The organism is Streptococcus suis (assembly GCF_016743335.1).
Lineage (GTDB): Bacteria > Bacillota > Bacilli > Lactobacillales > Streptococcaceae > Streptococcus > Streptococcus suis_Y.
The window spans coordinates 25,369-37,881 of record NZ_WCJE01000007.1; the positions used below are offsets into that span (position 1 = coordinate 25,369).

13 protein-coding genes are annotated in these 12,513 nt (G+C 37.7%); all 13 read right to left on the reverse strand.

Features of this window, described 5'->3' with window-relative positions; all coding sequences use genetic code 11:
- Positions 1–3 precede the first annotated feature (3 nt).
- Positions 4–1,002, reverse strand: coding sequence for a glycosyltransferase family 2 protein (locus tag F9856_RS03465; protein ID WP_202105743.1), 999 nt, complete (start codon positions 1,000–1,002; stop codon positions 4–6).
- Positions 999–2,021 carry a glycosyltransferase family 2 protein gene (locus tag F9856_RS03470; RefSeq protein ID WP_202105744.1) on the reverse strand — a complete coding sequence of 341 codons (1,023 nt, stop codon included), beginning with the start codon at positions 2,019–2,021 and terminating at the stop codon, positions 999–1,001. Before F9856_RS03470 ends, F9856_RS03465 begins: the two co-directional genes overlap by 4 nt.
- A complete protein-coding gene (locus tag F9856_RS03475; protein ID WP_202105745.1) occupies positions 2,018–3,004 on the reverse strand; it encodes a glycosyltransferase family 2 protein in 987 nt (328 codons plus the stop codon). Before F9856_RS03475 ends, F9856_RS03470 begins: the two co-directional genes overlap by 4 nt.
- Positions 2,994–3,932, reverse strand: coding sequence for a capsular polysaccharide synthesis protein (locus F9856_RS03480; protein WP_202105746.1), 939 nt, complete (start codon positions 3,930–3,932; stop codon positions 2,994–2,996). The genes F9856_RS03475 and F9856_RS03480 overlap by 11 nt, the downstream gene beginning before the upstream one ends.
- Before the next feature lie 70 nt (positions 3,933–4,002).
- Positions 4,003–4,827: a glycosyltransferase gene (locus tag F9856_RS03485; RefSeq protein WP_202105747.1), complete on the reverse strand. Its 825-nt coding sequence runs from the start codon at positions 4,825–4,827 to the stop codon at positions 4,003–4,005.
- Between the two features lie 265 nt (positions 4,828–5,092).
- The gene (locus F9856_RS03490) at positions 5,093–5,413 is read right to left on the reverse strand and encodes a type II toxin-antitoxin system RelE/ParE family toxin (protein ID WP_202105748.1); all 321 of its coding nucleotides are present in this window, start codon (positions 5,411–5,413) and stop codon (positions 5,093–5,095) included.
- Positions 5,403–5,687 carry an antitoxin gene (locus tag F9856_RS03495; protein ID WP_024378717.1) on the reverse strand — a complete coding sequence of 95 codons (285 nt, stop codon included), beginning with the start codon at positions 5,685–5,687 and terminating at the stop codon, positions 5,403–5,405. The genes F9856_RS03490 and F9856_RS03495 overlap by 11 nt, the downstream gene beginning before the upstream one ends.
- Positions 5,688–5,771: 84 nt before the next feature.
- Positions 5,772–6,347 carry a sugar transferase gene (locus F9856_RS03500; protein ID WP_236659532.1) on the reverse strand — a complete coding sequence of 192 codons (576 nt, stop codon included), beginning with the start codon at positions 6,345–6,347 and terminating at the stop codon, positions 5,772–5,774.
- A gap of 53 nt (positions 6,348–6,400) precedes the next feature.
- Positions 6,401–7,456 (reverse strand): NAD-dependent epimerase/dehydratase family protein, encoded by a 1,056-nt coding sequence (locus F9856_RS03505; RefSeq protein ID WP_202105749.1) that lies wholly within the window; start codon positions 7,454–7,456, stop codon positions 6,401–6,403.
- Positions 7,457–7,476: 20 nt separating this feature from the next.
- Positions 7,477–8,979: a lipopolysaccharide biosynthesis protein gene (locus tag F9856_RS03510; protein ID WP_202105750.1), complete on the reverse strand. Its 1,503-nt coding sequence runs from the start codon at positions 8,977–8,979 to the stop codon at positions 7,477–7,479.
- Between the two features lie 144 nt (positions 8,980–9,123).
- On the reverse strand, positions 9,124–10,176 hold the full coding sequence (locus F9856_RS03515) for a glycosyltransferase (protein ID WP_202105751.1): 1,053 nt from the start codon (positions 10,174–10,176) through the stop codon (positions 9,124–9,126).
- A 129-nt stretch (positions 10,177–10,305) separates the two neighbouring features.
- Entirely contained in the window at positions 10,306–11,433 is a 1,128-nt protein-coding gene (locus F9856_RS03520; protein WP_202105752.1) for a glycosyltransferase, read from the reverse strand.
- A gap of 8 nt (positions 11,434–11,441) precedes the next feature.
- On the reverse strand, positions 11,442–12,512 hold the full coding sequence (locus tag F9856_RS03525) for an EpsG family protein (RefSeq protein ID WP_202105753.1): 1,071 nt from the start codon (positions 12,510–12,512) through the stop codon (positions 11,442–11,444).
- Position 12,513 lies beyond the last annotated feature (1 nt).

Below are 12,513 nucleotides of genomic sequence, written 5' to 3' on the forward strand. Positions count from 1 at the left end.
TTTTCAAAATAACCTCTTCCAAATTCTTGATAGATAGGGAGTGACATATGCTACTGGAGCTAGAATAGGATAGCGATGAACAGTAAACCAGCGACGTTGCTCGGGTGTGACTTCCTCGAAGTTCAGATAAGCCAAGCTTTCCTGAAAGACAGCAGATGAACGCACATGCTTTAATCGTTTCAAAAAATCAAGATAACCATCCGCTGCTGAAAGATAAAGAGTAGAAAACCAATTCACACGACGAGCCATACTAGACTTCACAACATCACCAAGTTCCTTGTACTTTTCTTGAAAATAAAACTCTAATACCACTTTTGAATCAAAAAAATTTGTGTCCAGTGTATTACTCAAACTATTTGGAACCTGTCTATAAAAATAATAAGCTTTGTCGATAGAAAGTGGTTTCTGAGCATGCTCAATCACATAAGCAGAAACAACGGCATCCGTACCCGTTCGAATGTCTGGCAAGTTCTTGTAAAAATCAGCAGGGGGACAAAGGGAACGGTGAAAGACTTTACTCCACAGTGTCATCAGTTGCCCTCTTCTAAAAAAGGTATCCAACACTTCTTGCGAATCCAGAAGCTCGTCTGTTGGAAAGAAACAAGGTCTTTTTTTTCTTGAAAAATCAGCTTCTGTAGAATAATTTGTCAATACCAAATCCGCACCTGTCTTTCGTATCCGCTGGAAGACCCCCTCAAGATAGTCACTTCTCATCTTATCATCTGCGTCAATGCAGAGAATATAGTCACCTTTAGCCTTTTCCATTCCTATGGCACGCGCGACTAATGACCCCTGATGGTGGCTTTCTATCAAGCTTATCTGCTTGCCATATCGTTTCTGAAACTCTTTGACAATCGCCACACTCCTATCATGTGACCCATCATCAACCGCTATCAATTCAAAGTCTCGGCAGGTCTGTCCAAATACAGCATCCAAAGCCTCTACCAGATAGGGCTCAGCATTGTATATCGCCACTATAATAGAAAAAAACGGTCTATTCATCTAGCCTCCCTTTGCAGATACCATTTTCTGATGCGTCCTAACGGAAAATACAACAATAACATAAGGTGCATGAAGCGATGTTCGACAAGACACAAGAACAGTTTATCACGAAAACGCAATCTTGTGGAACTACCAACTTCTATCGCTCTCCTGAAGAATAAAGATTCCTTGATATGCTGAGCATTTTTTAATAAATCATGTAAAGAACTTGAAAGCAGTAACCGTTCACCAGCCCACGAAACACGTCTTATCAATCGTTCTGCCATCTCCACTGGCAAATCACCTGCATACTTTTCATAAAAATACCAATCTGAAAAGGCCACTGAGTCAAAATGTTTTACCGTGTATGAGTTGCTGAGGCTACTTGGCACAAAGCGATAATAATAGAGTGCCTCATCAAGAACAACAACATGATGGATGTTTGAAAAAACGGCTTCAATGGTCACTAAGTCAGAACCACATACTAATCGTTGAAAAGACTCAAAAAAGTGGTCATCTGGTAAAAAACGTGACTGAAAGACTGTACACCACAAGGTCATTAACACACGATTTGACAACACCATCTCTTTCACGACCTCTAGTCCTGTCATTTGACGATGTATATATGGAGTGTAATCAACATGCTTTTGTGAAAAATCTGTCCGACGAGAAGAGTTAATCACCACCGCTTCTGCCTGCGTCTCATCAATCGTTCTCTTAACAAGCTCTAGATAGTCCAGACGCAAGACATCATCCGCATCCATGCATAGGCAATACTGACCTCGTACTTCTGCCATACCTGTCGCACGTGTCAAAAGCAAGCCCTTATTTTCAGTATGAGAGTAGAGGCTGACTTTATCCTGATGCGAAGCGACAAACTCCTGACAAATCATCTCAGACTGGTCAGTCGAAGCATCATTGACCAAAATCAACTCAAAATCCTGACAAGTCTGATGTAATACGGACTCAATCGCCTCTGATAAATAGATTTCTGCATTATAGACAGGCATGACAATCGAGAAAAAAGGGAGAGTTTTCATAATAACCTCCTTTTGATGGCTAGAAGAAAATATAGACTTCGGTATCTTAGAACTAATAAAAACAGTTGGTCACGCTGTGATAAGGTATTCTTCTCCACTCCCAAAACTGTCCTAAAAACAGAAGACTGTCGAATCAGCCTTGCTCTATCACACTCTTCCTTGAACGATTTGCTTTTGGACAGTACTTTTTTGGCAAACCATAAAAATCTCCTTAGCAAATAAGCATCCATCTTTTCTGGAAATTTCTCATGATAACCATCATACAAATACAAATCTGTCTGGGCACATTCTTCAAAATCTATTTCGTTAAAATTAAAACTTAAGCTAGTAGACACCTGACGGTAATAATAGAGGGCTTCATCTAAAACAATCGCTCGTTCTACCCTTGCCAAAATATAGTGCAGGGTTATCCGATCCACACTCCGAACAAAGTGCCCAAATCGCTGGTAAAAAGCTTCATCAGGTATAAAAGAAGCCTTAAACACCAGTTGCCATACAGTTGTCAACTGAGTCTTTTCCAGAAGTAGTTCTTCAATGACTTCCAAACCTGTCATTTGACGATTCAGAAAAGGACTAAAATCTCTTCGCTTGATAGAAAAACCTGCCTCCATCGAAAAATTGATCACCACAGCGTCTACCTGCGTCTCATCAATTGTTTGCTTAACAAGCTCTAGATAGTCCACACGCAAGACATCATCCGCATCCATACACAGGCAATACTGACCTCGTACTTCTGCCATACCTGTCGCACGTGTCAAAAGCAAGCCCTTGTTTTCAGTATGAGAGTAGAGGCGGACTTTTTCCTGATGCGAAGCGACAAACTCCTGACAAATCATCTCGGACTGGTCAGTCGATGCATCATTGACCAATATCAGCTCAAAATCCTGATAAGTCTGATGTAATACGGACTCAATCGCTTCCGTTAGATAGACCTCGGCATTATAGACTGGCATAACAATCGAGAAAAAAGGCTTAGTCTTCATTGTTCTCCTTAGTATTTGGAAAAAATGGGCGATAAATCATATCCGCATAACTTCCATTGAGAATTGATTTACGATAAAATTTCCAAGAAAACTTCACTATTGGACTTGTCTTTAGCACTTCTTGCCATCGCTTCTCATCAAATGGTTCATTAAAATGAACAGACACGAAATCTCTATTTTCAATCCCAGAAACGATTGGTAGCTGATGGATCATCTCTCGAAACTCAGGATGAAGCCGGTAATGAATATCTTGAAATAAATCAATCGTATAGTTGATGGGATTATCTACCTGACCAAAATAGTAAAGCAAACAATCACGAATATAGCGTACATGAGGATTTCCCTTCTTTGCTGAAAAACAAAACGAAGTCCATCGCCCCCTAGCTATCCAATAAAGGTAATCGTTTGTGACTCTTCCCATTTGATGTCGGAAACTAAAAAAATCATTTGCAAATAGGCGGCTATCTAATTGGTCAGTGACATAAAGGGTCGCATCCATCCAAACACCTCCATGCTGGGCAAGCAAAGCATAGCGGACATAGTTTGAAAAAGGGGTGAACGCCATCTTTTTCTGTGCAAGCTTATCCAGAAAAACCTCTGGAATCTCTAGATAATCAGCCAGATTATCCTTTGTCAGGAGGATATGCTGGTAACCATTTTTCTCCGCAAATTTTTTTTGGCTTTCAATCGCATAGCGACAGACCGCAGGAAGGTCTGCTTCTCCCTGCCACCACAAGGTCCAGATGATTGGCGTTAGGGACTCAGCCGTGTTCTCTTTTTCTAAGTAAGTAGAAAACGGAGACAAGCGACGAGTAACAGTCTTTTCATAAAAACGTGAATGAGCTCGCCACTTTAGACGCGCAAACGGCATTCCCAAAAAGGAATCTGGCTTTACTGGTATAACTGATAAAACTTTTAGTAAAGCCATACTCGGTGACTGCCTGAATACTGTCATGAATATCCTAATATTCCTTATCATCTAGCGACAAACTCCTTTTCTATCTTCGTAGCATATACTTATAAAATGCCCTTTGTGCACGTAAAGGAAGAATCCCCATCATCAAGTGAAGAAGATTTACCGATAGGAAATCCCAGGCTGTCATCTCCTGCCGTCGATAGGAAGCATACCGCAACCGTATCAGTTGCAAGAGACTCGTCCAAGATTTCCGCCTTTTCAAGGTATCGCGGTTAAAGCGGAAGTCAAGCAAAATCTCAGGGATATTGGCCGCACGATAGCCATGATGAAGCATCCGCAACCACAAATCCCAATCTTGATTGTAGCGAATGGTAGGATTATATCCACCAACTGCATCAACCGCCGATTTGCGAAACATGACACTTGAGTGATTAAATGGATTTCTTCGTTTTGAAAAATTCACAATCGCCTCGTGATTCAAGGGGACTTTTCGGATACTCAGTGATTTGCTAGTCGTTTCTTCAAATTCTGATACATAACTTCCTACAAGCGAAAGCGTCGGGTCACATTCAAAACAGCTCACTTGCTTTTCGCACCGCTCCTTTCGTGAGACGTCATCCGCATCCATACGAGCAATCAAGTCTGTCTTAGCAACTGATAAGCCTGCCATCAGAGCCGTAGCCAGTCCCGAATGTTTCTCTAAAACCACTTCAACAATGGGAATTTTTGCATTTTTTTTTCGACAATCATTGATAACATCTTGTAAACTAGCTGGAACAGGTCCATCTTTTACAATGATACATTCCTCTGCGGGGTAGGTTTGTGAAAGCATACTTTCTATTGCCTCACGAAAATGGTCAGGATTGTCTTCCCGCCATACCGCTAATAAGATTGAATACGGCTCCATGTTCCTCCTTAAACTATTTTTAGAACCTGCATTTGCAGTTCAGCACTTCTATCTAAAACTCCTTTTTCAGCTACTCATTGTTCGTTTTTTTAAATACAGCCAGTATTTCCTCAAAAACTGCTTTGATTAGCAAAAAATTTTCTTACATAAAAGCACGAGACATGTGAATACAGGTTCTTAAACATTTACTTTATACACTATCTACGATATCGATTTTTAAAACACAGCAGAATTAGTTTTTCTGCTCTTTACACTGTTAAATCTTCTACTTTTTGAGCAGTCTCATATAATTTGATTTTGAAGGAATAATGTGAGTAATGATGACCACTTTCTTCTCTTCATTAACAACAAATAAAATAAGATAATTGTCAGAAATAAGCGCTTCTGTTTTATATTTGTCGTGTAACCTTCTCCCTAACCTAGCATCAAAATTAAGTCCTGATGGCATAAAAGTTAGTTTATTAATCTTTGCGCGGATTTTATTAATGACTGTTTTTGCCCCAGAGGTACTAACATTTGAGACGAAGGCAAATATACTATCTAGATCGTTGAGTGCTTCTTTGGCATACTTGATTTTATAATTCATATCGTGCTACTAAATCTGCATCTGAGTAGTAATTTCCTGCTTCAACATCTGCAACTCTTTGACGAACTTCTTCTTTCAATTGCATAAACAAGAGTTCATTTTCGATTTCTTCCTCAGAAGGTAAATCGACTGTTTTTGTCACAGCTACTTGTTTTAAAAATAGCGTCATTCCTTTCGCAAGTGAATAGCCATTTGCTTTAAATACTGCACTAGCTGCATCTACTATTTCTGAGTCCATCTTAAATGCTATATTCTTCAATGTTGTCCCCATCATAGTTTCCTCCCTCAAAACGAGCGTGTTATTTTTACACGTTCATTCTACATTAAATCACTAAAAATAGCAAATTTCCTTCATTCGCTATCTTTTACGCTTATTTCGTCCTCTAAAAGGAAGCAGACTTGATATCAATACAAACGGTGTTATCAGCAAGCAGTACAGGTCAAGGGAGAGACTTGCTTCAGATAGGTATTGTCTGTCCCACTCAACCTTACTTTTCACCTTGTGGACTTGTAAACCTTTCACTTGGGCTAGTCCTGTTAAACCAGGTTTTAAACGATTGACACCATATCTATCTCGAGCATCAATCAAAGCCGTTTCACTCCACAAGGCTGGTCTCGGTCCAACCAGAGACATATCACCTTTTAAAATATTCCACAGCTGAGGAAGTTCGTCTAACTTTGACTTTCTCAGCCATTTTCCCACAGGAGTTACCAGACCTTTCCTAGGTTTTACCTGATAGGTCGGAACATCGCTAGGTACTGTAGCATACATGGTACGAAATTTATAAATGGTAAATGGCATCTTATCTTTTCCAATACGCGTTTGAGTAAACACTACAGGAAATCCTGTATCACAGGCGATAAGCACCGCTACCAAAAGAAAAATAGGAGAAAAGAGTAAGAGCATGAGCGCAGCTCCAACAATGTCTATCAATCGTTTGAATACTTTATAAAACAGATGCTTTCTCCTTTCTCACATTCATCTAACTACAGATAATATTCCTTATACCACTGGGCAAACTGCCTCAGTCCCTCACGAAGAGGTGTTGTTGGTTTGAATCCAAAGTCTTTTTCTAATGCACTCGTATCAGCATAGGTAACTGGGACATCGCCAGGCTGCATGGGAACAAGTTTCTTATGCGCTTCAAAATCATAGTCACAAGATAAAACACCAGCTGCTACTAGCTCTTCCTGTAAAATTGTCACAAAATCCAAAAGGTTCTCAGGGTGACTATTTCCAATATTGTATAGGGCATAGGGTGGAATCGGCAAACCATCTTCACCGATTTCTAACTTTGGAGCTTTCTCCATGACCAGACAAATCCCTTGTACAATATCATCAATATAAGTAAAATCACGCTTGCAGTGACCATAGTTAAAAATTTCTATCGTCTCTCCCTTTAGCAATTTATTGGTAAAGCCAAAGTAAGCCATATCTGGACGACCAGCAGGACCGTAAACTGTAAAGAAACGCAAACCAGTTGTTGGGATTTGATAGAGTTTACTGTAGGCATGAGCAAATAATTCATTGGACTTTTTAGTCGCAGCATAGAGCGAGACTGGATGGTCTACCTGATCATCTACCGAAAATGGCACTTTCTCATTTCCACCATAAACAGACGATGACGAGGCATACACTAAATGCTCAACAGGATGCTGGCGACAAGCCTCTAAGATGTTTTGAAAACCAATCACATTACTCTCAATATAGACATCTGGGTTCGTAATCGAATAGCGAACACCTGCTTGTGCTGCAAGGTTCACCACAATATCAGGTCTAAAGTCAGCAAAGACTTGAGTAACCAAGTCTTTATCAGCAATATTTCCTTTGATAAAGCGATAACTGACTTTAGAGTTTGCAGCCTCTTTTTCCAATTCAGCCAATCGCCATTCTTTCAAAGATACCTCATAATAATCATTTAAAGAATCCAGACCAATAATCTGCATCGCTTGATTGGCTCTCAATAACTTCTGAACAAGATGGCTACCGATAAACCCAGCAGAACCAGTGATTAGGATGGTTTTGTTTGTAAAATAATTCATTTCTTCTCCTATTCAAGTCACTAACGACTAATCAAACTTAAACATCGTTTAAAAAATGAACGATCAAGTAAGGCAATCACCATAATTATCAACATTAAAGAAATTACCCCTGTTACAGCACATAACAAGAATAACTGCCCCCAGCCATTTATTACAAATTTTGTCATCAATGCATTTCCAATAATAACAGGAATAAAAAATTCTAGAACAGCAATTATACCAGTTTTTAAAGAGTGGACAGGTGAACGACGCAGTATATGACGGTTAACATATTTAATAAAGGTGCTGTAACGATATAAACTTGAACAAAGCGTTGCAAATAATACACCAAAAATTCCATAATCTTTTACTAAAAGTAATGATAAAGAAAGATTCAAAAGGGATTCAATAATAGCAAAATTTTGTGTTTCCTTAAAAGCACCGACAGCCATGACCACTGTCAAAAGTGGTGTTCGAAGATTAGTCACAAGTGCATTGGCTAAGAATAGAACCATTATCCAGAAATTTACATAATTAATTCCATCAACTTCCCCTACATAGAACCTAATAAAAGGAAGTAGAGCAAAGCAACAAATCCCCAGAACAAGAGCAATAAACATATAATAGAGTTTCTCAAAAAAACGATACTCTTTAACAAACACTTCTCTACCACTTGATACATAAATATGACCTAGATTAGCTGTAATGGAATTGGTAAAACTTTGAGAGAAAAATCCATTGATATTTGAAATAACCAAATTATAGATAGAGTAAACACTGACGATACTGTATCCTTTTGCAATGGATAAAACAATTCCATCTGTATTATTCACTACCAAATTTGTAATTTGGTGAATAAAAACATTCCATCTATTAGCAGTCACTTGAAAATCAGGTTTAGTAGTTTTATTCAGAAAACGATAGTGTCTTCTAACATAAATAACAATCAATAATAGCTTCAATAAATAGACAACTGCTGGAACCAACTGCACCCATAAAATATCAACTTTTTGAAGCATTAATACAATACGAAGACCACCTTGACTAAGTACAGCAATAATATTGATAAAATTTAAAATGTACAACCTTTTATCTGCTTGAAGCAATATGCGATACTTGCTGCCGAAAAAATATTCTAAGAGTTGGGCTAGACCTGAAGCAATAATTATTGCAAAAACAGTTTGATAACTCCAGCTACTCTCTACAAGAAGTGGATACGTCAAAGCGAGGACAATAAGTAAGGTTGAAAAGGCTACACCAATTCGAACATAAAAATGACCAATTGCATTTAAGCCTGCATTTATTGCTCTTTCTTCTTTTGACACGAGTGGTTTATACAAACCTTGAATAGAGGAGGAAGCTATACCTGCTTCTACTAACATCAAATAGGTTATTAGATTGGTAATCGTTGTAATAAAACCATGCATCTGTGGACCATAAGTAGAGATCAATAGTTTAGGTACAAAAAATGCTATGAGAATTGTTACAATCTGCAAAATAATAGCTGCTAATAAGTTTAAAACGATATTTCTTTTTTCACGCATTATTTTCGATAGTTGTCCTCTCCATTTAGAAATGCAACGTAATCAATGTATTTCTGATAAAAACGTTCATGACGATTCCTGCAATATCGCCTTGCAACTCTGCCTAATTTATCACTTAACACTGCGTAACTTTTACTTATTATCTCATTCATAGATTTCCTCAAATAATGTTAACCATTGCTTAACTACTGTATCATCTGAAAATAATGGTAAATCTAGTTCTGATTTATCAGAAAAAGATTGACGCACATCTGGATTTTCAATTAAAAAGCGAATTTTTTCAGCCATTTTTTTCTTTTGATAGGGCTCCACCAGATAGCCATTAATGCCATCTCTAAGAATCTCATCTGGTCCCGTCTCAATATCGAAACTCACTATTGGTAACCTCTGTGATTTTGCTTCTAACAGAACCATCGGCAGACCTTCATATAGAGATGGTAAAACATATAAGGCTGATTCTCTCATTATCTCTATCAAATAATTTGTACGCCCACAAAATTCCACTTGCTTTTCAACACCGTATTCACGGACCTTTTCCATTAAGTATTCTAAATATTCATCTGTTCCCGAACCATATATTTTCCAAGTCCAATCAGGGTGATTTTTTAGAGCTATAGAGGCAACTTCAGGAATACTATCAAAATTCTTTATAGGTCGAAGATGACCAGCACTGACAATCGTTTTAGAGGCGATATTGTAGTTTCCTTCACTCTGTTTACTAAACATATTATAAATCTGTTTCAATCGCCTTTTAAAGAAAAATTTCCGCTGAAAAGTTTGAAAGTCTCTTTTAGTCAATACGACATAGGCATCTGATAACAATAGTTCTATCGCTCTAACGATTTGAATGTAGGCTACTCCTTGATTTTGATAATAATTGGCATGTTCCCACACAATATATTTTTTTCTACACAAAAGTGTTGGTAGAAAGGACACCATGCCTGACAAAGCCTCCATTGTCACTACAATATCTGGAGAGAGTTTTTTTATTAGTTTGAAACATTCAAGATTCATTCGTAGAATATTATCACTCTTAAGATGATAATAAGCAACGTCCTCCCTTAAAAGTGCTGGTGGCTCTGAAAATCCTGTGCTGATAATCGTAATCTTGTGACTATCTGCGAGCTTATTAACAAGATTAAAGCACGCACTATCAACTCCACCACCTGATATATTCCCAAAAAACACTATATCCATTTTACTCTTCTAGCCTTTATAAAATTACACGATTTAATATTAATACGGACTATAACCATCAAAGTCTCACCCTTAATACTTAAGGACTACTATGATAAATAGATTATAAAATTTATTTCTACGAAAAACTCAAAGATTACTACTTAATTCGTCAAACATCCTTTCAATCGCTAATACTTGATTCGCTTGATTAAAGTTTTGTCCTCGTATTTCTGCCATCTTTCTGTAGTTTGCTAACTTATTAGGATTTTCCAGTAACTCTTTTAATCCTTTGTATAATGCTGTTTCTGAGTTTTCAACAATCATTCCATATTCATTCTGTTCACCCAATAATTCAGCCATTCCTGAGCAATCTGTTGTCAGAACTGGTGTTCCCACAATTAACGACTCTGTTACTGCGGTGCTATATCCTTCATGAAGCGAGGAGCAGACAAATAGGTCTGCATTTTTGACATAAGCATAGGGATTTTCTTTATATCCAAGTAAATGAACAATTGAATCAACTTCTTCTGCTTCTATCAACCGTTGCAACTCAGAATGTAGTTCACCAGTCCCTAACAGAGACAATTCTATAGAATAGCCTTCTTTTGCCAACCGTGAGACAATACGAATTAATCGTTCGAAACCCTTTTGTAGCACCAAACGTCCAACAGAAATAAGCTGTAAGTTCTGAGGATTGGATGACTTATCCGCGTCTACTTGCTCCAAAGATAGCCTTCTAATTTTATCAGTCTCAATCACATTGTATAAAACCTGAGGATGACGAACAAGCCTAGGGAAAAGTGACTCGTATGATGTCTTTACCGTCTCTGCAACAAAAATAGTTGCATCATACTTTTGTTGAAGTCTTCTGAACTCTCTTTCCGAACGGTAACATGATAATAGTTCTTGCTTATCATGGAATTCATTATGAATCCACTGAACAAACTTGGTGGATTGCTTATTTCCACCTGCGATAATGCGAGTTGTTGGACTTTGAAAGAAGGAAACAACGATATCATAATCACCTTTCACCATTTTTTTATAAAGATATTCTGGTGAAGCCAATTGCAATAACAACCTATTTCCTCTAAATACTCTCGGAAACACAAACTTATAGTTGACTCTCTCATTCAGAAACTGTTTATTGACTCCAACATCAAACAACGTTAGCACTGTGATGTCATATTTCTTGTTTAAATTATTGACCAGGTTAACCAAGACCTTTTCAGCTCCCCCACCGCTTAACGAAGGAACCATAAATAATATTTTCTTCATTTTCCTCCTCATTCCCATATAAATTTAAACTGATATGGAAGTAAATTACCTTGTTTTAAAATATATACTGTCACAATAAAAATAAGAATGAACCAAGCATATCCTAAAAAATGAACAACTTTTTTACTAGTCGGTACAAAGTATTGCTCTATTTCTGGAAACAGCAATACCCTGCTAGGAAGTGAAAAGAAAAAGGCCAAACGTTTAATATAGGGGCTGAAGAAACCTGTCAAACCAATTAGTACAACCATCAGCATCGTTTGATAGAGTAAAAGAACATGCTCACTTTTACGACGTTTATACAAGACAGCAGATACATAAGCTAATTCAATAACGTATAAAATAAAGTCTCTATTCCCCCCACTCGTTTCTGGAGAAGCGTAACTTCCATAATCATCTGACGCTTCAATGAATGATATGACCTGTCCTCTAAAAAATACCATAACAGAGAAAGCTGTCGCCCAAAAGATGACAAGTGGAATATTAGACAAAACTTTTCTTTCTCGAAAATTCCACAAGGGGAGGATAGCTAGGGCAATGAGTGCTGTACTATGAAAGCCCATTGCAATTAATACCGTCAAAATATAACGTAGCAAGTGTCCTCGCTCGATAAACTTGAATCCCCAAAAGACAATGGACACTGCTAGCATTTGTCTTAAAATATTAAATGATGTCGTAAAAAAGAGTAGCAAAAAGATTGTCATTGCATAGTGCATTGGAATCTGTTTATAATCTTTTTTCAGCGTAGCATATACAGGAAGAAGAGTTAGCACACCAAAAATTCCTTGAGTTAGGAACATGCCTCCGTAGCTATATGTTACTTTAGATAATATAGCAAACAGTATTTCCTTACGCTCAGGTGAAAAAATTTCTGACCATGGCATTTCAGCATAGCGCTCAAAGATTTGTTGATAGGTAACAGAGTCAGTTCCCACCATGTAGCGTCCACCTGAAAAAATAAAAATAACGACAAAGGCAAAAACAGTACAAATGACTCTAAGTAGTTTGTCTCTAGTAGGTACAGCTAATAAAATTGTAACAATACCATACGTGATAAAGTAGGGAAGTAACTCTAGCATC

Bases quoted from the DNA above. Each gene is read 5' to 3' on its own strand.
- F9856_RS03465 (WP_202105743.1), bottom strand. From the start codon at position 1,002: ATGAATAGACCGTTTTTTTCTATTATAGTGGCGATATACAATGCTGAG.
- F9856_RS03470 (WP_202105744.1), bottom strand. From the start codon at position 2,021: ATGAAAACTCTCCCTTTTTTCTCGATTGTCATGCCTGTCTATAATGCA.
- F9856_RS03475 (WP_202105745.1), bottom strand. From the start codon at position 3,004: ATGAAGACTAAGCCTTTTTTCTCGATTGTTATGCCAGTCTATAATGCC.
- F9856_RS03480 (WP_202105746.1), bottom strand. From the start codon at position 3,932: ATGGCTTTACTAAAAGTTTTATCAGTTATACCAGTAAAGCCAGATTCC.
- F9856_RS03485 (WP_202105747.1), bottom strand. From the start codon at position 4,827: ATGGAGCCGTATTCAATCTTATTAGCGGTATGGCGGGAAGACAATCCT.
- F9856_RS03490 (WP_202105748.1), bottom strand. From the start codon at position 5,413: ATGAATTATAAAATCAAGTATGCCAAAGAAGCACTCAACGATCTAGAT.
- F9856_RS03495 (WP_024378717.1), bottom strand. From the start codon at position 5,687: ATGATGGGGACAACATTGAAGAATATAGCATTTAAGATGGACTCAGAA.
- F9856_RS03505 (WP_202105749.1), bottom strand. From the start codon at position 7,456: ATGAATTATTTTACAAACAAAACCATCCTAATCACTGGTTCTGCTGGG.
- F9856_RS03510 (WP_202105750.1), bottom strand. From the start codon at position 8,979: ATGCGTGAAAAAAGAAATATCGTTTTAAACTTATTAGCAGCTATTATT.
- F9856_RS03515 (WP_202105751.1), bottom strand. From the start codon at position 10,176: ATGGATATAGTGTTTTTTGGGAATATATCAGGTGGTGGAGTTGATAGT.
- F9856_RS03520 (WP_202105752.1), bottom strand. From the start codon at position 11,433: ATGAAGAAAATATTATTTATGGTTCCTTCGTTAAGCGGTGGGGGAGCT.
- F9856_RS03525 (WP_202105753.1), bottom strand. From the start codon at position 12,512: ATGCTAGAGTTACTTCCCTACTTTATCACGTATGGTATTGTTACAATT.